General features: G+C 68.3%; 15 protein-coding genes and 1 tRNA gene. 11 read left to right on the forward strand and 5 right to left on the reverse strand.

All coding sequences use genetic code 11. From position 1 onward, the window contains the following. Positions 1 to 124: 124 nt before the first annotated feature. From IFT87_RS20525 to IFT87_RS15455, 11 genes are all read left to right on the forward strand, one after another. Positions 125 to 355 carry a hypothetical protein gene (locus tag IFT87_RS20525; RefSeq protein WP_249403387.1) on the forward strand — a complete coding sequence of 77 codons (231 nt, stop codon included), beginning with the start codon at positions 125 to 127 and terminating at the stop codon, positions 353 to 355. Between the two features lie 45 nt (positions 356 to 400). Beyond that, on the forward strand, positions 401 to 1,600 hold the full coding sequence (locus IFT87_RS15410) for a DNA methyltransferase (protein ID WP_249403388.1): 1,200 nt from the start codon (positions 401 to 403) through the stop codon (positions 1,598 to 1,600). A gap of 156 nt (positions 1,601 to 1,756) precedes the next feature. Further along, positions 1,757 to 1,975, forward strand: coding sequence for a translation initiation factor IF-1 (gene infA / locus IFT87_RS15415; RefSeq protein WP_031441079.1), 219 nt, complete (start codon positions 1,757 to 1,759; stop codon positions 1,973 to 1,975). Between the two features lie 45 nt (positions 1,976 to 2,020). Beyond that, positions 2,021 to 2,590, forward strand: a complete 570-nt coding sequence (locus IFT87_RS15420) for a Maf family protein (RefSeq protein WP_037531997.1) — start codon at positions 2,021 to 2,023, stop codon at positions 2,588 to 2,590. After that, entirely contained in the window at positions 2,583 to 3,539 is a 957-nt protein-coding gene (locus tag IFT87_RS15425; RefSeq protein WP_192191200.1) for a ribonuclease, read from the forward strand. Before IFT87_RS15420 ends, IFT87_RS15425 begins: the two co-directional genes overlap by 8 nt. Continuing rightward, positions 3,539 to 3,712 carry a DNA gyrase inhibitor YacG gene (locus IFT87_RS15430; RefSeq protein ID WP_081877796.1) on the forward strand — a complete coding sequence of 58 codons (174 nt, stop codon included), beginning with the start codon at positions 3,539 to 3,541 and terminating at the stop codon, positions 3,710 to 3,712. The genes IFT87_RS15425 and IFT87_RS15430 overlap by 1 nt, the downstream gene beginning before the upstream one ends. Before the next feature lie 53 nt (positions 3,713 to 3,765). Beyond that, a tRNA-Phe gene (locus tag IFT87_RS15435) sits at positions 3,766 to 3,841 on the forward strand. 334 nt (positions 3,842 to 4,175) lie between these two features. Beyond that, on the forward strand, positions 4,176 to 4,508 hold the full coding sequence (locus IFT87_RS15440) for a hypothetical protein (RefSeq protein ID WP_128082295.1): 333 nt from the start codon (positions 4,176 to 4,178) through the stop codon (positions 4,506 to 4,508). A 23-nt stretch (positions 4,509 to 4,531) separates the two neighbouring features. Then, positions 4,532 to 6,475 (forward strand): sialate O-acetylesterase, encoded by a 1,944-nt coding sequence (locus IFT87_RS15445; protein ID WP_192191201.1) that lies wholly within the window; start codon positions 4,532 to 4,534, stop codon positions 6,473 to 6,475. Between the two features lie 41 nt (positions 6,476 to 6,516). Further along, a complete protein-coding gene (locus tag IFT87_RS15450; RefSeq protein WP_197975314.1) occupies positions 6,517 to 9,189 on the forward strand; it encodes a glycoside hydrolase family 3 C-terminal domain-containing protein in 2,673 nt (890 codons plus the stop codon). Further along, the gene (locus IFT87_RS15455; protein WP_192191202.1) at positions 9,186 to 11,090 is read left to right on the forward strand and encodes an NPCBM/NEW2 domain-containing protein; all 1,905 of its coding nucleotides are present in this window, start codon (positions 9,186 to 9,188) and stop codon (positions 11,088 to 11,090) included. Before IFT87_RS15450 ends, IFT87_RS15455 begins: the two co-directional genes overlap by 4 nt. Before the next feature lie 18 nt (positions 11,091 to 11,108). Here the strand turns inward: IFT87_RS15455 and IFT87_RS15460 are convergent, their stop codons facing one another. The 5 genes from IFT87_RS15460 to IFT87_RS15480 form a co-directional block, all read right to left on the reverse strand. Then, positions 11,109 to 12,674, reverse strand: a complete 1,566-nt coding sequence (locus IFT87_RS15460; RefSeq protein WP_037529867.1) for a glycoside hydrolase family 43 protein — start codon at positions 12,672 to 12,674, stop codon at positions 11,109 to 11,111. Beyond that, on the reverse strand, positions 12,671 to 13,738 hold the full coding sequence (locus IFT87_RS15465; RefSeq protein ID WP_031440985.1) for an alpha/beta hydrolase: 1,068 nt from the start codon (positions 13,736 to 13,738) through the stop codon (positions 12,671 to 12,673). Before IFT87_RS15465 ends, IFT87_RS15460 begins: the two co-directional genes overlap by 4 nt. A 51-nt stretch (positions 13,739 to 13,789) precedes the next feature. After that, a complete protein-coding gene (locus tag IFT87_RS15470) occupies positions 13,790 to 15,358 on the reverse strand; it encodes an alpha-N-arabinofuranosidase (RefSeq protein WP_192191203.1) in 1,569 nt (522 codons plus the stop codon). A 167-nt stretch (positions 15,359 to 15,525) separates the two neighbouring features. Then, positions 15,526 to 17,019 carry a family 43 glycosylhydrolase gene (locus IFT87_RS15475; protein ID WP_249403389.1) on the reverse strand — a complete coding sequence of 498 codons (1,494 nt, stop codon included), beginning with the start codon at positions 17,017 to 17,019 and terminating at the stop codon, positions 15,526 to 15,528. Further along, on the reverse strand, positions 17,009 to 17,725 hold the full coding sequence (locus IFT87_RS15480) for a hypothetical protein (protein ID WP_052149131.1): 717 nt from the start codon (positions 17,723 to 17,725) through the stop codon (positions 17,009 to 17,011). Before IFT87_RS15480 ends, IFT87_RS15475 begins: the two co-directional genes overlap by 11 nt. Positions 17,726 to 17,749 lie beyond the last annotated feature (24 nt).

Here is a 17,749-nt window from a genome sequence, read left to right on the forward strand (position 1 = left end):
GGGGCGGCACGCGCTGCCCCCTCCGTAACACCCCCCCGCCGATACCGCCGTAACGGACCCGATAGACCGTCCGCGGATGCATCTGGCTTGGACGGACCGGCTTTTGCCCCCGCATCCTGCCCCGATGCGCAACCGCCCCGAAAACCACCTCTTCTATGGCGACAATCTCACCGTCCTCCGCAAGGAGATCGCCGACGAGAGCATCGACCTGATCTATCTCGACCCGCCGTTCAATTCGAACGCGACCTATGGCATCCTGTTCAAGGAACCCGACGGCCGCGCCTCGAACGCGCAGATCGAGGCGTTCGAGGACAGCTGGCACTGGAACGACAGCGCAGAGGATGCCTTCGACTAGGTCGCGCGCAGCGGCAACACCAAGGCGTTCGACCTGCTCAACGCGATGCGCGGGTTTCTCGGCGACAATGACATGATGGCCTATCTGGCGATGATGGCGGTCCGGCTGCTCGAACTGCACCGCGTCCTGAAACCGACCGGCAGCCTCTATCTCCACTGCGACCCGACCGCGAGCCACTATCTGAAACTTCTTCTCGACGCGACGTTCGGCAAACGGCAGTTTCAGAACGAGATCATCTGGAGCTATCGGCGCTGGCCGACGGTCTCCCACCGCTTTCAACGGATGCACGACTGCCTGCTGTTCTACAGTAAGACCGAAACGGGCAATCTGTTCAACGTTCTGACGATGCCCCCGTCGGCGAGTTCGATCAAACGTTGGCGCGGGGCGATGCAGAAAGTGACCTTCGCTCCCGACGGAACCCGCAATCCCACGCAGGAGAGCGGCACGTCGCCAGGCGTCGCGATGAACGACGTATGGGACATTCCTATCATCGCCCCGGTGTCGCGGGAGCGTCTCGGCTATCCGACCCAGAAGCCGGTGGCCCTGCTCGAACGCATCATCGGCGCGTCGTCGAACGAAGGCGACGTGGTGCTTGATCCGTTCTGTGGATGCGGCACGGCGGTCCATGCCGCGCAGAAAATGGGCCGGCAATGGATTGGGATCGACATCACGCATCTCGCCATTTCGCTGATCGAAAAGCGCATGAAGGACGCGTTTCCCCGCGTCACCTTCACGGTCGAAGGCACCCCCAAGGGCCTCGCCTCCGCACGCGATCTGGCGCTGCGCGACAAATACCAGTTTCAGTGGTGGGCGGTGTCGCTGGTCGATGCGCTCCCTTTTGGCGGCCGCAAGAAGGGGGCGGATGGCGGGATCGACGGGCTCATCTATTTCAACGATCACGATGTCGCCGCAGGAAAGATGGTCACGCACCGCGCGATCGTCTCGGTCAAGGGCGGGCTCAATCCCGATGTGACGATGGTCGAGACGCTCGCGGCGACGATCGCGCGCGAAAAGGCGCCGATCGGCGTGCTGATCATGAACGCCAGGCCCACGCGCGAGATGGAGCGCCGCGCCGCCGCGGTCGGCATCTACCGCGCCGGCGTCGACGAGACGTTCCCGCGGCTTCAGATCCTCACGCTCGCCGACCTGTTCCAGGGCAAGCGGCCGCGGATCCCCAATGTCGACCGCGCCGCCTTCCGCCGCGCCGCGCGCGAAGCCACCGGCACACAGCCCGGGCTGCTGTGACGCGCCCTTGTTTCGGACGCGGCGAACACCGACATCCAGGTCTGAGGGGCGCGTATGGGCATAAGGGCCATGCGCGCCTTTCGGGCGTGCTTTCCTTTTTCGCGAACCTGCGGTAAGGGCGCTCGTCCCGAAATTCCCCCAATTCAGAGATTATATTTGGCCAAGGAAGAACTGCTCGAGATGCGCGGCCGCGTGGTGGAACTCCTCCCCAACGCGATGTTCCGGGTACAGCTCGAAAACGACCACGAGATTCTCGGTCACACCGCCGGCAAGATGCGCAAGAACCGCATCCGCGTGCTGGTCGGCGACGAGGTGCTGTGTGAGCTCACCCCGTATGATCTGACCAAGGGTCGCATCACCTACCGCTTCAAATAAGCGCTGGCCGCGGGTCGTCCGCGGTCGTGCAGCAAGATCGAGGCAATTGTGCTCGTCCTAGCCTCCTCCTCGCCCCGCCGCCGCGACCTGCTGGCGCGGCTCGGCGTCGTGCCGTCGCGCGTTGCGTCCCCCGATATCGACGAAAGCCCGCACCGGGCCGAAGTGCCGCGCGCCTATGCGCTGCGTCTCGCGGTCGAGAAGGCATGCGCGGTCGATCGCGCCGCGGGTGAGATCGTCATCGCCGGGGACACCACCATCGCCCTCGGCCGCCGCATCCTGCCGCCCGCCGATACGCCCGACATCCAGCGCGACCTGCTCGGCAAATTGTCCGGGCGGCGTCATCACTGCCTGTCCGCAGTCTGCGTGATCGACGCCGCCGGCACCGTCCGCACCCGCCTCGCCGACACGATCGTCGCGTTCAAGCCGCTCTCGACCGCCGAGATCGACGACTACATCGCATGCGGCGAAGGGCTGGGCAAGGCGGGCGGCTATGCGATCCAGGGCCGCGCCGAGGCGTTCGTGCGCTTTCTCTCGGGTAGCCATTCGGGGGTTGTGGGGCTTCCGCTGTTCGAAACCCGCGCGCTGCTGAAGACCGCCGGGCTCGCGCTTGCCTGAATCCGGCCCCGTCTGGCTCTACGAAGCCGGCATTGGCGAAGACCGCGCCGCGCTGGTCGAGAATGACCAGATCGTCGAGGCACTGATCGAGCGCGACGACGTGGCGCTGCGCGTCGGCCATGTCGCGCGCGCGCGCCTCGTCGAGGCGCTGGGCGGCGGGCGCGGCCGCGTCGCGCTCGACGGCGGCGAGGCGCTGGTCAGCCATCTGCCGCCCGGCATCACGCAAGGCGCCAGCCTGACCGTCGAGATCGTCCGCGAGGCCCTGCCCGAGGCCGGCCGCGCCAAGCTCGCCAAGGCGAACGCCACCGATCGCTCTCCCTGCGCCGCGCCGACGCTGTACGACCGCCTCGTCGCGACCGGCCTGCCGATCCACGCCCCGCGCGCGCATGAGCCCGACGCGCTGGAGGCCGCGGGCTGGTCCGAACTGCTCGACGAGGCGATGAGCGGCGAGATCGTCTTCCCGCTCGGCGCGCTGCGGCTGTCACCGACCCCGGCGATGACGCTGTTCGATGTCGATGGCGCACCCCCGCTCGACCCGCTGGCGGTCGCCGCGGCACATGCGGTCGCGCGCGCGATCCGCCGCCACGGTATCGGCGGCTCGATCGGCGTCGACTTCCCCACCATCGCCGGCAAGGCGCAGCGCAGCGCCGTCGCCGCCGCGATCGACGCGTCGTTGCCGCCCCCGTTCGAGCGCACCGCGGTCAACGGCTTCGGCTTCCTGCAGATCATCCGCCCGCGCGCCCGCGCGTCGATCCCCGAGATCCTGCGCGCCGATCCGGTCGGCGCCGCCGCCCGCGCGGCGTTGCGCACGCTCGAGCGCACCCCGCCGACCGCCCCGCGGCGCCATGCGCTGCCCGCCGCGGTCCATGCCCGCCTCATGGCGCACCCCGACTGGCTGGCGACGCTCGCCCGTCGTACGGGCGTCGTCCACGATCTGGAGAGCCGCTGATGCCCGCCGTGAAATGCCCGATCTGCGGCCAGCCCGCCGTCCCCGATTACGCCCCCTTTTGCTCGAGCCGGCACCGCGACCGCGACCTGCTGCAATGGCTCGGCGAAGGCTATCGCATCCCCGGTCGCGCAATATCGCAAACGGGGCTAGACAGCGGTGAAGAGCCCGACTAAACGCGCCCTTCCGATCGCACGATCGGCCCTTCATCCGATCCCGATCGGACGATGCCCGGATAGCTCAGTTGGTAGAGCATGCGACTGAAAATCGCAGTGTCGGCGGTTCGACCCCGTCTCCGGGCACCATTTTTCTTCTGATATTGCAACACCGAACCGTACTTTGCGGCAGGCGTCCACGCGCGTTCAGCCGCCGCATCATGCCGTTCATGGTCCAGCCTCGCCCGCGCGGCCATCCAGCCCATAGTCTTGTCAATTGTGCTCCACATCGCATGGCGCTCTGGCATTTGAGAGCTGTTTTGGATTCACTCCGACAAATACTTGCAAAGCCCGACATCCGGGTTAGTGTGAGCGCTATCGCAAATGCTAAATTGCGCATCTCCGTCTGAAGTCGGAGACATGCAATTCGGTCGCCCATGCCTCACGCACGATGAGGCAATGCGACCCATGAGGGGAGGCAAGGATGGGCTCGACGACGTCTGCTGCTTCCACCGTTGCGGCCCAAAGCCCGACGCTCGCCCGCCGTGGCCCTGCAGTCGCGCACGTGATCAGCGTTGCCGCACTGACGTGCGCGCTGCCCGCCTTCGCGCACGACACTGCCATTCAGAGCAACACGCTACCCCTGCCCGCGATAGACGGCGCTGGTAACGACATAGTCGTCAGCCTCCGCGCACGCACGGCGGTGATGCCCGGCTCGATCGAAAACGACGCCCCGACACACCGTCTGGTGGCCAGCCCGCCTCACCACCGCGAACGTATCGATCATATCGTGCGCCACGGGCTCCAGCCCGTCTGACCTGCCAGAGGACCCATCGAATCATGCCACGCCTGCCCGCCCGTCTTGCCATTGCCGTCCTTCTTGCCAGCAGCGCGTCGGCCGCGCTCGCGGCCCCGCGTCTTGACGGCGTACTGACTGATCACGCGGTGATCCAGCGGGGTCAGCCGATCGCGCTGACCGGCGAGGCGGCGGCGGGGGAGACGGTGATGATTACGCTGGCGGGGCGTTCGGTCACGGCAAAGACGGACCGAGCAGGCCGCTTCGCTGCGGAATTGCCCGCGCTCGACGCCGGCGGTCCCTATGATCTGACGGTCGCGGCGCAGAGCGGCGCGGCGGTGCTGCACGATGTGCTGATCGGCGATGTCTATCTCTGCTCGGGCCAGAGCAACATGGAACTGGCGGTCAGCGAGGCGCAGGACCTGATCCCCGATGCGCATGCACCCGTCGACGCCGGCCTGCGCCTGCTGACCATCCCGAAGCGCGCCGCCGCGACGCCCGTCGCGCGGCTCGACGATGCGGTGCGCTGGACCGTCGCCGGCCCCACGAGCCAGCCCGCCTTCTCCGCGGCCTGCTTCTACATGGCGCAAGCGCTCCGGCGGAGCGCGGCCGTACCGATCGGTGCGATCCATGCGAGCTGGGGCGGGTCACGGATCAGCGCGTGGATGAGCGATCCCGCGCTGCGGCAGGCGGGGCTAGGCGACCAGGCGGATCTGCTCGCGCTCTATGCGCGCGATTCCGCGGCGGCGAACCGGCGTGCGATGACGCTGTGGGAGACCTGGTGGCGGACCGGATCGGGCGACGCGGTCGGGCGCGAGCCGTGGCAGCCCGGCGCCGCGCTCGACTGGCAGGCGGTGCCCGCGATGACCAATTTCGAGACCTGGGGCATCGCCGACCTCGCCAGCTACAACGGCATGCTGTGGTATCAGCGCAGCGTCGAGATCACCGCCGAACAGGCGCGCGGTCCCGCCACGCTCGTGCTGGGGACGATCGACGATGCCGACCGGACCTGGGTCAACGGGATCGGTGTCGGCGGCAGCAGTCTAGCCTCACAATCGCGCGTCTATGCGCTGCCCGTCGGCACGCTGAAGGCCGGGCGCAACGTCATCACCGTCAATGACGATGACGTCTATGCCTATGGCGGGATGACCGGTCCTGCGGACACGATGCGGATCACCTTCGGGGACGGGAGCAGCGTGCCGCTCGGCGATGGCTGGCGCTATGCGAAGGCGCGACGGATCGCGGGTTCCGCCCCCCGGGTGCCGTGGGACGACATCAACGGCGCCGGGACGCTCTACAATGCGATGATCGCGCCGCTCGGCCGGACGCGCGTCGCCGGGATCGCCTGGTACCAGGGCGAGTCCGACACCGGCATTCCGGGCTATGATCAGCGTCTCACCGCGCTGATCGCCGACTGGCGCACGCGTCTCGGCAGCCCGCAGGCCGGCTTCGCCATCGCCCAGCTCGCCGGCTACGGCGCACCGTCCTTTGCGCCAGGCGAGAGCGGCTGGGCCACTGTGCGCGATGCGCAGCGTCGCGTCGCCGCCACGGACCGCCACGCCGGCGTCGCGGTCACGCTCGACATCGGCGATGCACTCGACATCCATCCGGGCGAAAAACATGCGGTGGGGCAACGCCTTGCCCAGGTCATGCGGGCGACGGTCTATGGCGAACGGATCGCACCCTCGGGCCCGGCCATCGCCCGTGCACAGCGCGCGCCCGGCGGCGGCGTCGCGCTCGATTTTTCCGGCGTGACCGGCGCGCTGCACGCGAAAAGCGCGCGCGAGGCGATCGGGTTCGAGCTGTGCGGTGCCGCCGCCGCAAGCTGTCGCTACGCATCCGGCACGGTCGTCGGCTCCCAGGTGACGCTGCCCGGCGACGGCCAGCCCGTCACGCGGGTCCGCTATGCCTGGTCGGACACGCCCGCGATCAACCTGGTCGACGATGCAGGGCTGCCCGTCGGCCCGTTCGAAACGTCGCTTTCGTGACGCGCCGGCGGCGACGTCCGGCGAGCATGGGGGAGACGATGATGCGCGAGAGTATGATGCCCGCCCGGCGCGCGGCGATTGGCCCGTCGCTCACGCTTGCGATGGCGCTCGTCGCGGCCCCGGTCGCTGCGCAGACCAGCCCGAACGCGCCCGACCAGGCCACGGTCATGGCCACCGCGCTCGTCGCGCAGCTTCGCGCGGACGAGAAGCTGCCCCAACTGCTCAACGTCGCGCCCGCAATCCCGCGGCTCGACATTCCGGCCTATAACTGGTGGACGGAATCGCTCCACGGCGCGCTGGGGCCGATCGCGACGACCAATTTCCCCGAGCCGATCGGTCTGGCCGCCAGCTTCGATGCGCCGCTCGTCCAGGCGGTGGCAGGCGCGATCAGCACCGAGGTCCGCGGGCTCCACACGCTCGCGCGCGAAACCGGGCGGGTCGGGCATATCGGCACCGGGCTCGACAGCTGGTCCCCCAACATCAACATCTTCCGCGATCCGCGCTGGGGGCGCGGCCAGGAAACCTATGGCGAGGATCCCGTCCTGACCGCGGCGATGGGCGTCGCCTTCGTTCGCGGCCTGCAGGGCCCCGATCCCGAGCGCCCGCACGTCATCGCCACGCCGAAGCATTTCGCCGTCCACAGCGGGCCGGAAGCCACCCGGCACCAGGCCAATGTCTATGTGTCCGCGCACGATCTCGAGGATACCTTCCTGCCGGCGTTCCGCGCGGCGATCGTCGACGGACAGGCGGGGTCGGTCATGTGCGCGTATAACCGCATCAACGGTCAGCCCGCCTGTGCCAGCGACCCGCTGCTCAAGACGCATCTGCGCGGCGCCTGGGGGTTTTCGGGCTATGTCGTGTCCGATTGCGACGCGGTGAAGGACATTGCCGACAACCACAAATATGCCCCCGACGGCGCGACCGCGGTCGCGGCGGCACTGCGCTCGGGAGTCGACAATGAATGCAGCGGGGATACGCTGAGCGACACGGCGGGGCTCGACGCCCGCTATCGCACCGCGTTGCAGCACGACCTCGTTACCCCGGCCGATATCGATCGCAGCCTCGTCCGCCTGTTCGCGGCGCGCTACCGCACCGGCGATCTGCCCGGTCTGGCCGGCGCGCCCGCGGCGGTACCGGTCGACGCGGTCGGAGCCGCCGAACATCGCCGGCTCGCGCTGACTGCAGCCGAACGGTCGATGGTATTGCTGAAGAATGACGGCGTCCTGCCGCTGCGCGCCGGGACGAAGGTCGCGGTGATTGGGCCGCTGGGCGACGCGACCCGCGTGTTGCGCGGCAATTACGCATCGCCCTTGTCGGGACCGCCGGTCTCGATCCTCGAAGGTCTGCGCACGACGCTCGGCGCCGAGCGGATCACGCTGGTCCCGTTCGGCGAGTCCGTCACCGATGGCGACCGCGTTCCGACCTCCGCGCTGCAGACCCCCGATGGCAAGCCGGGCGTGCTCGCACGCTATTACAACCCGGTCGCCCCGCTGCCGACCGCTTTTGCCCCCGGCACGCGCGACGCGATCGTCGCGGCGGTGCGGTATCGGGACACCCCCGTCGTGACCCGGATCGAGCCCGATGTCGGCGACCGTCAGCTCGCGCTGGCCGGGGTCGCCGACGTGCACCGGACGATCCGGACCGGATTCCTCATCCCCCCCGAAACCGGCACCTATCGCCTCGGCCTGTCGGGGGCGGGCGGCGTGCTTGAGGTCGACGGGGTGGTCGTGTCGGACCGTCGCAAGGCCCGCTGGAACGATCTGCCCGGAATGAAGACGCTCACGCTCACCGCCGGGCGACGCTACCGCATCGCGATCGACGGCGGCGGCGGCGATCTCGTCTGGAAACGCGTATCGGACGATCCGACCGCTGCGCTGAAACGCGCCGCCGCGGCGGCCGACATCGTCGTCGCGGTCGTCGGCCTCACCTCCGATCTCGAAGCCGAGGAAACCGGCGTCAGCGTTCCGGGCTTCGCCGGCGGCGACAAGACCACGCTCGACCTTCCCGCCGACCAGATCGCGATGCTCGAACAGGCGCGCGCCGCGGGCAAGCCGATCGTGCTGGTCGCGATGAACGGCAGCCCGATCAATCTCGCCTGGGCCAAGGATCACGCGGCCGCCATCCTCGAGGCCTGGTATCCGGGCGAACAGGGCGGGCTGGCCGCAGCGAATATCCTGACCGGCCGGACCAATCCGTCGGGCCGGCTGCCGCTGACCTTCTACCGCAGCGTCGCGGATCTGCCGCCCTTCGGCGACTATGCGATGGCCGGGCGGACCTATCGCTATTTCACCGGCACGCCCGTCTATCGGTTCGGGGCGGGGCTCAGCTACACGCGCTTCGCGTATGATGCGATCCGGGTCGAGCCCGCGCCGGCCGGGGCGGAGACCGGCATCCGCGTTACCGCGCGGCTCCGCAATATCGGCAAGCGCGCGGGCGCCGAAGTCGCGCAGCTTTACCTCGATTTCCCCGACCGGCCCGGTACGCCGCGGATCGCGTTGCGCGGGTTTCGCCGCGTCGACCTCAACCCGGGAGAAACCCGCATGCTCAGCTTCGACCTGTCGCCGCGCGACCTGAGTTCGGTCGCGCTCGACGGCACGCGATCGGTCGCCGCCGGCACGTACCGCGTGACGCTGGGGTCGGGCCAGCCCGGCACCGGCGTTCCGGGCGCGACGACACGCTTCACCGCGCGCGCTTCCGCAGCGCTGCCGCTATGATCGCCCGCTCGATCCTGCTGCTCGGCACCGCGCTCGCATTCGCCGGTGCCGCCGCCTCGGCCGCCCACGCCGCCCCGCGCGATCCGCTTGCGGCGACCGGCCGGTGGAGCGCGAACGCCGATGGCCACGCCCCCGTCCCGCCGATGGGCTGGAATTCGTGGAACGCGTTCAACAGCGATGTCGACGAGGAGAAGGTGCTCGCCTCCGCGCAGGCGCTGGTCGACACGAAGCTGGTGACGCTCGGCTATCGCTACGTCAATATCGACGACGGCTGGTGGCTCAAGCGCCGCCAGCCCGACGGACGGATGATCATCCGTACCAGCCACTTCCCGTCTGCGGCGACCGGCCCCGACACGAGCTTCCGCCCGCTCACCGACCGGCTCCACTCGATGGGGCTGAAGGCCGGGATCTATTCGGACATCGGCCGCAACAGCTGCGGACAGATCTACACCCCCGATTTCAAGAACCAGCCCGAAGGCAGCGTCGCCGAACGCGAAGTCGGGCTCTACGGCCATGTCGATCAGGACATGAAGACCTATTTCCGCGACTGGAATTTCGATTTCATCAAGGTCGATGCCTGCGGTATCCGGGGGCTGCCCGCGGATGCGCCGCGCGTGCGATCGGGCCTGTATCGCGCGCTGCCGCCGCTGGTCGACATGCAGTCGCTCGGCCGGTCCGACGTGGCGGGTATCCGCCGCCTCTACGAAGATGTCGGGGCGGCGATCCGCGCCGAGGCGGCGGGACGTCCCTATGTCTATTCGCTGTGCCTCTGGGGCGCGGGCGACGTGCGGGCCTGGGGCAAGGACGTCGGCAACACCTCGCGCACCAGCGACGACATCCAGCCGCTCTGGCCGCGCATGCTGACCAACATGGACACCGTCACGCACCGCGCGCTCTATGCGCATCCCGGGTCGTGGAACGATGCGGACATGCTGTTCGTCGGGTCGGGTGATTTCGATCGCAGCCATCTCGTCGAGGCGCGGGCGCATTTCACGCTCTGGGCAATGCTGAACTCGCCGCTGATCATCGGCTATGACCTGCGCAAGCTGACGCCCGATCTGCTCGCGATCTTCGGCAATGCCGACATCGTCGCGCTGAACCAGGATCCGGCCGGCAATCAGGCGGTGCTCGCCTATGACTCGGACGAGGTGCAGATCCTCGTCAAGGCGCTGGCCGACGGCAGCAAGGGCGTCGCGGTCGTCAACCGGACCGCGCAGCCTGCCAAGGCGACGCTGACCGCCGAGCATCTCAAGCTGCGACCCGATATCGATGTCCGGTTGCGCGACCTGTGGAGCAAGGCGGACAGCAGCTTCCGCAAGGACATGGCCCTGTCGCTGGCCCCGCACGAGACGCGCGTGTTCCGCGCCGCGGGCACCCGGCGCCTTGCCGACGGGCTCTATCTTTCCGAACAGACCGGGCGGGTCAATCCGGCGGTGGACGGGGTCGCGTCGCCGCAGGCCGATCCGACCATCCACCGTTCGATCACCCCGTGGATCGGTACGCATGGGTCGGGCGAGCATGCGCAATATGGCGGCTGGGGTGGGGCCGAGGCGGACCGGGCACCCTATGGGAAGCTGTTGCGGATCGCCGGGACGGACTTCGACACGGGGCTCGGCGTGCTCGGCCAGTCGCGTCTCGAGGTGCGCAACGCCGGGTTCACGCGCTTCACGACGAAGGTCGGCGTCAACGATTCCGGCACCCCCAAGGCAGGCACGGTCACGTTCGAGGTCTGGGGCGACGGGCGCCTGCTCGCGACCTCCCCCGCGATGGCGTTCGGCATGGCCGCCGCGCCGCTGCGCGCGGACATCAAGGGGGTGCGGATCGTCGAACTCGTCGCCCGTGGTAGCACCGCGACCGCGGCGCAGCCCGTCGCCTGGGCGGAGGCGGCGCTGCTGCGATAAACCGCGACCCGCCTTCGCCTATCGTGGCGCGCCGCTAGCCGGTGCCAGTCGCGAGAGGCGAAAGCTGTCGATGTCGATCCAACCGGTGCTGCGGGCCGGCGCGTAGCAGAACAGCGCGAACTGCTCGCCCTGGAACGTACCGGTCTGCCATGCGAAGGCGAGCGGGAAGTCACCGCCGAGCCCCGTCCAGCGAACACCGTCTGCGCTATAGGCGACCCGGCCCCGGCTCGTCGTGAAATCCATGTCGGTGCGCAGCCACAGCGTATCGCCCGGCGGCAGGTCGGTAGTGGCACGCGTTTCGGTCTGCGCGCCCTCGACCCGGTCCGTCGTCACTTCCATCGCGACCCGTGCCCGGCGGTTCGCGTTGCGCGTCACGGTCAGGTTCGCGCTGATCTGTCCCAGCGTGCCGAAACCGCAGCGGTCGCCGGGTGCCAGACGAGCGATATCAAGCTTCACCTCGCCGCGGCTCGCAGGCCCCTGCCCCTTTTGCGTCAGCGTGTTGCGCGCGGACCAGAAACGCTCCGCCACGGTCGGGCGCAACCGCAGCCAGCCGGGGCGTGCGGCAAGCGACCAGCGCTCCGGGTCGGGATTATGGTTCCACTGCCATTGCAGCCCGAGCCGCCGCCGCCCGAAGTCGTCCGACGTCGCGGGCTCGGCAAAGCGATGGCCCGCGATCGGCTTGGCTGCCTGACGCGGCACGCGGCCCGGGGCGGCGGGCGTACCCCAAACCGGCCAGTCGTCGCGCCAGAAGACCGGGCTGATATTGGTCATCCGCCCGATCGCGCCGCTATCCTCCATCACGAACCCGAACCAGCGCCCGTCCGGCAGATCGACCAGCGCGCCCTGATGCCCGCCGGTCGTGTCGTCGATCTGGTCGCGGGTTTCCCACGGCCCGAACAGGCTGCGCGACCGCGATACGGAGAGTGCGAGCCGCGGCGGCAGCGCGTTGAACAGATAATAATAGTCGCCACGCCGCAGCAGCTTCGACCCTTCGGCCCCCTTGATATAATGGATCTTGCGTGATGCCGTGACGTGCGCGAGCGCGCGGTCGAGCGTCAACAGCGTGATCGTCCCGTCGGCGGTGCTCGCGGTGGCGAGATAGGCGCGGCCGTCGGGCTCGATGAACAGGCCGGGATCGAACGCCTGGCGATCGAGCTCGTGGTAGCGCCACGGGCCGCGCACGTCCCTGGCATACCAGATCCGCGTATTCTGCCCGACCGGCGTGTTCGCCAGATAATAGGTGCCCGCGTGATAGCGCAGGCTCGAGGCATAGAGCCCCTTGCGATAGGCGTTGCCGCCGACCAGGTCATATTGCGGCCGACCCTCGAGACGCGCCACCAGATGCGACGTGATCGTCCAGTTCACCAGGTCGCGACTGTGCAGGATCGTGATCCCCGGCGTGTTCGCAAAGGTCGTCGACGCGAAATAATAGTCGCGGCCGACGCGGATGATGTCGGGATCCGGATAGTCCGCATAGAGCACCGGGTTGCGGTAGCTGCCATCGCCCTGATCCGATCGCCAGACCTGCGCCGAGGCCGCGGTCGCGAAGAGCAGGGCTGCGGCGATTGCCGATCCCGCCTTCATTTGCCGAACGCCAGCGCGCGCGCGAAGAACGGCATCATCTGGTCCTGCACGCGTCCCGCGACGCCACTGGTATGATCGCCCGGATAGAGGGCGAAGCGGTTGGCGATGCCGTAGCGGTCGAGCGCCTCGTGGAATTTGACCGCGTCGTCCTTCAATCCGTCGCGGTCGCCCACGTCGATCCCGATCGCGGCATAGCGGCGCAGGTCGCCGGCATATTGGTCGAGCATGGCGAGCGGGGCGTTGGCGGCCCAGCGCGCGGTCACGTCGGGCTGGGGCTGGCCGTCCTTGACCGGCAGGTCGAGATAGAGCGGCGGGGCCTTGGGATTGGGCGACCAGGCGGCGGCGGTCGCGAGTTGCGCCCGTACGCCCCAGGGCAGCGTCGCGCCGTCCGCAGGCGACTTCAGCGCCCGGATCGTGGCCTCGATCGCCGCATCGGGGGTGCCCAGCGCGCGCGTCGACAGGCAGCAGGGGCTCATCATGTAAAGCGCGCCGAAAATATCGGCATGCTTCATCCCGATCCGTGCGGTGCCATAGCCGCCCATCGAATGCCCCGCGAGGCCGCGACTGCGCCGATCCGCGATCGTCCGGTAATGTGCGTCGACATAGGCCACCAGGTCGTGCGCGACGAAGCGCTCGAAATCGCCCACCGTCACTGACCGCGAATAGAAGGAGCCGTTGTGCACCGTCTTGCTGTCGGGCAGCACGACGATCATTTCGCGGACGCCCCTGGCGAACGCCCCCTCGATGGTCTGCGGCACATGGATCTCGCCGATCCATTGCTCCACGCCGATCGAATAGCCGTGCAGCGCATAGACCACGGGATAGCGTTTGCCCGGACTGGTCCGGTAGCCGGGCGGGAGGATGACGATGACCGCGCGGTCGGGACTATTCCCCTCCAGATTGCCGGTGATGGCGGGGGAATGGACGGTGATGCGCTCGACCGTGACGGCCTTCGCGCCTGCCACGACCGCGGGCGCCGGGGTCTTCACCTGCGCGCCCGTACTCCCGATCGATGCCAGCCCCAGCGCCGCACCCAGCAGCCACGTTCCACCACGACTCCGCATCGCATCCCCCATCCATCGTCACTGCCGAACACGTCATGCCCGGCCGGCCGGTCAGCGCAGATCGAGCACCAGCACCGACTTTGCCGGGACGGTCACGCTGAGCGTCCCGCCCGCGATCCGGGCATCGGCAAAGGGCTGCGGGGTCACCGCATCCGGCGAATCGAAGCTGTTATGCGCGTCCATCGTCGGACCGGTGACGATCCGGCCGCTCGCCTGGGTCGCCTGCAACCCCGTCATCGCGACCGAGACCGGCATCGCCCGATTGGGGTCGAGGTTGACCAGCGCGACATGCACCTGCCCCGCCGCGTCACGCACCGCCGACGCGCTGACCGCGGGCACCGCCACCTCGTCCTTGTGATACCAAGGCGAAGTCAGCGTGATCGGCAGCGAGGTCGCGCCCTGCCACGGCTTGTACAGGTCGAACACCCAATAGGTCGGCGTCTTCACCATCCTGGCGCCGTCGGTCAGCAGCATCGCCTGCAGGACGTTCACCATCTGCGCGATCGCCGCCATCTTCACCCGGTCGGCATGGCGCGCGAAGATGTTGATGTTGAGCCCCGCGACGACCGCATCGCGCACCGAATTCTGCTGTTCGAGAAAGCCCGGGTTGCTGCCCGGCGTCGGATCGTACCATGTCCCCCATTCGTCAACCGCAAGCATCACGCGCTTGGCAGGATCATATTTGTCCATGATCGCCGAATGCTTGGTGATGAACTCCTCCATCTGCAGCGTGTGCGCCATGGTGCTTGCCCATTCGCGCTCGGCAAAGCCCAGCGCCGGCCCCTTGTCGGCCCAGTTCTTGTCGCGCGGACGCGTGTAATAATGCAGCGCGAGCCCGTCGATATTCTTGCCGGCGATGCGCATCATCGCATCGGTCCATTCATAGTTGGAATCGCTCGGGCCGCTCGCGATCTTGAGCATCGGGCCGTTCGCGGACTTGGCGAACTGGGCATAGCGGTTGGTCAGATCGGCGGCATATTCCGCACGCATGTTGCCGCCACAGCCCCATAGTTCGTTGCCGATGCCGAGATACTGGATCTTCCACGGCGCGGCGTGGCCGTTGCGCTCGCGCTCCTTCGCCAGCACCGTGGTACCCTGCGGCGCGGTCATGTATTCGACCCATTGCGCGGTCTCGGCGGGCGGTGCGCTGCCGACATTGGCCGAGACATAGGTGCTGCCGCCCAGCCGGTCCATCAGCCCGAAATATTCGTGCGTGCCGAAACTGTTATCCTCGTTGACGCCGCCCCAGTTGGTATTGACCTTGGTCGGCCGCGCCTTGGTCGCGCCGATCCCGTCACGCCAGTGATATTCGTCGGCAAAACAGCCACCGGGCCAGCGCACCATCGGCACGTTGATCGCCTTCATCGCCGCGAGCACGTCGCGCCGGTAGCCGCCGTCATTGGGGATCCGCGAATTCTTGCCGACCCAGATGCCGCCATAGATGCCATGACCGAGATGCTCGGCGAACTGCCCGAACACGTCGCGGTGGATCTGCGGGCCGGGCTTGTCGGCCTGCAAGGTCGCACTGGCCGTCTCCGCCGACAGGGTCTGCGCTGCGGCGCCGCCGGACAGCGCCGTGCCCGCAAGGATCAGCGGCGCGAGCAACGACGCTGCGGTCATGCGTCCCATGCTACGAGGGCGGATGGCGCACGACCGTGCGAGGCGAGGACTGATCCGGTTCATGCTCTCCCTTTCGGCCCCTTGGCGAGGCCCCGTCTTTTGAAGTTAATAGTAGGAGTAGTCGACTCTACGCGTCCGTCAACCGCGGTTGGTGACCGATGGCCGTGTCAGGGTCGCTTGAACGTCCACCGTCCCGCCGGGCTTGCCGGATCGAATGCCGCAAGGGTCGGCGTGCTCGCACCGATCGCGACCAGCGCGAGATCCCGCCCGTCCCCGGGCACGACCTTCGGTTTGATCCGGTAACTGCCGTCGGTGAGCTGATCGATCTGCCATAGGGGCTCGGCGCCTGCGGTGGCGGCGGTGATCGTCTCGACCTCCCCGTTCGGGGTCGCGGCAAGCATGCGCGACGTGCCTGCGATCGCGATCCGGTAATAGGGGGCGCCGAAATAGCCCCCCGCCGCGGGCACCGGCGTGATCGTCCACAACTGATGCGGGCGCACCAGATAGTCCGCCAGATCCACCCGGATCCGCCCGCGTGGCCAGTCGGCAGAATCCTGTGCCAGCGTCTGGTCGGGAATCGGCCCGACCGGATCGGTCGCGGCCGCCATGAAACTGCGGCGAACGTCGAACGGAATGCGGACGATATCGGTCGCCAGACTCAAGGCATAGCCGCTGCGCTCGGAGGCGATCTCATAGGTGCCCGGCGCCACCGTCTCGCCCACGACCGGCCAGCCGTCCGTCCACCGCAGGGGTTCGATCGCAAGGACACTCCGGCCGCTGCGATCCATGTCGGCCTCATAATGGAGCGACAGCTTCTCGACCCCGCCGGCGAGCGCGATCCGTCCGAAATGCCCCGGTCCGATGCGGCGACCGCGCGCGCTGACGACCATCTTGCCGCCGCCCCGCAGCAGCGGGATCCCCATATGGTCGAGATAGGGGCCAAGCGGGCTGCGCGCCCGGCCTGCGCGAATGTGATAGGTCGAATTGGGCCCGTCGCAGCACGTGCCGTGCGTGCCCAGCAGATAGTAATAGCCGTCGCGATACAGCATCGCGGTGGCCTCCATGTCGATCGCCACGTCGACGGGCACGTTGCCCGCCATGCGCAGTCCCGTCTTCGGGTCGAGTTCGATCATCCGGATCGGGCCGAAATAGGTGCCGTAGGTCAGCCACAACCGACCCTCGGCGTAGAGAAACGCAGGATCGATCGCATCCGCGGTCTCGACCCCGTCACTCGACGCGACGACGCCGATGTCGTGGAACTTGAAGCGCGGCGATGCCGGATCGAGCGACAGCGTCCACATCATCTTGACCTGGCTGGCATGGCCGCCCCCCATGCCCCCGCCGCCGACCGCATAGGCGACGTAATAGCGGTCGCCGATCCTGATGACGTCGGGCGCCACCCCGCCGCCCGGCCGCTCGGGGCCGCCATGCCAGGTCCAGCCGTCTTCGGACACCAGCCCGCCGCCGCGGGTGCCGAACGTGTAGTATTTCCCGTCCGACAGCGTGACGGTCGAGGGATCGTGAATGAAGGGTTCGCCCGCCAATTGCGCGGCGGCGGGCGCTGCGCCCGCAAACCCGAGGCACACCGCGATCAGTCCGCACCGCATCCGGAGACCTCGCTGTTGCCGAACCGCGGTATCGCGACGGGGGCTATCGAACATGGGTCGTCAGATCGGTGATCGGGCGGCCGGCTTCGTCGACGAAGCGGACGCAGAAGCTGCTCAGCCCGGGGCCGTTGATCACCGCGCCGCGGATGACGTTGCGTCCCTTGCGCAGCGTCAGGCGATCCGACAGCACGTCGTCCATCACCATGCGACGGTCGTTGAACAGCCCGACCGCCTCGGTGCCGTTCAGCCACCAGATCGATGCCGCGTTCGAACCGACCGCCAGGCGGACGTTGCGCTGCTCGCGGGGGCTGTCGACGATCGTCACCGCCCAGAATATCACGCCATAGGTCGGCGCCCCCAGTGCCTTGGCGAAGTCGAACAGCTTGACGTCGAACCCTTTCGAATCAAGTGCATGCCAGCGCAGTGGCGCGGCGGCCTTTTCAACCTGCCCGTCCCTCGGGATTGCGGCCGGCGACCCCGGCTGGGATGCGGTCAGGGCCTGCCGGACATAGGTGGCGGTAAAGCCGGTGTTCGTGCGATTGGGTTTGGCGATCGGTTCGAGCAACAACCAGCGGCGCAGAAAGCCGTCGCGGTCGGGCGTCGTCGTCGCCTCCGACACCGCCGTGAAATAGGGCGCTAGCTCGGGCGGTATCGGTCTGGCCGCAGTCTGGGGATCCGCCACGGCGGTGATTGCGTTCGAACCCGGCGTCGCCAAAGGCTGCGCCGCCGTGCCGGGCGACAGGCCTGCCAGCAACAGCATGCATGACCAGTGCACAAGCGATCC

The sequence above is a fragment of the Sphingomonas sp. CFBP 8765 genome, assembly GCF_014841445.1.
Taxonomy (GTDB): domain Bacteria; phylum Pseudomonadota; class Alphaproteobacteria; order Sphingomonadales; family Sphingomonadaceae; genus Sphingomonas; species Sphingomonas aerolata.

What these genes read in the sequence shown, in the direction of transcription:
- IFT87_RS20525 (WP_249403387.1), top strand. Translation starts at nt 125, where the DNA reads ATGCGCAACCGCCCCGAAAACCACCTCTTCTATGGCGACAATCTCACC.
- IFT87_RS15410 (WP_249403388.1), top strand. Translation starts at nt 401, where the DNA reads ATGCGCGGGTTTCTCGGCGACAATGACATGATGGCCTATCTGGCGATG.
- IFT87_RS15430 (WP_081877796.1), top strand. Translation starts at nt 3,539, where the DNA reads ATGCCCGCCGTGAAATGCCCGATCTGCGGCCAGCCCGCCGTCCCCGAT.
- IFT87_RS15440 (WP_128082295.1), top strand. Translation starts at nt 4,176, where the DNA reads ATGGGCTCGACGACGTCTGCTGCTTCCACCGTTGCGGCCCAAAGCCCG.
- IFT87_RS15445 (WP_192191201.1), top strand. Translation starts at nt 4,532, where the DNA reads ATGCCACGCCTGCCCGCCCGTCTTGCCATTGCCGTCCTTCTTGCCAGC.
- IFT87_RS15450 (WP_197975314.1), top strand. Translation starts at nt 6,517, where the DNA reads ATGCGCGAGAGTATGATGCCCGCCCGGCGCGCGGCGATTGGCCCGTCG.
- IFT87_RS15455 (WP_192191202.1), top strand. Translation starts at nt 9,186, where the DNA reads ATGATCGCCCGCTCGATCCTGCTGCTCGGCACCGCGCTCGCATTCGCC.
- IFT87_RS15460 (WP_037529867.1), bottom strand. Translation starts at nt 12,674, where the DNA reads ATGAAGGCGGGATCGGCAATCGCCGCAGCCCTGCTCTTCGCGACCGCG.
- IFT87_RS15465 (WP_031440985.1), bottom strand. Translation starts at nt 13,738, where the DNA reads ATGCGGAGTCGTGGTGGAACGTGGCTGCTGGGTGCGGCGCTGGGGCTG.
- IFT87_RS15470 (WP_192191203.1), bottom strand. Translation starts at nt 15,358, where the DNA reads ATGACCGCAGCGTCGTTGCTCGCGCCGCTGATCCTTGCGGGCACGGCG.
- IFT87_RS15475 (WP_249403389.1), bottom strand. Translation starts at nt 17,019, where the DNA reads ATGTTCGATAGCCCCCGTCGCGATACCGCGGTTCGGCAACAGCGAGGT.
- IFT87_RS15480 (WP_052149131.1), bottom strand. Translation starts at nt 17,725, where the DNA reads ATGCTGTTGCTGGCAGGCCTGTCGCCCGGCACGGCGGCGCAGCCTTTG.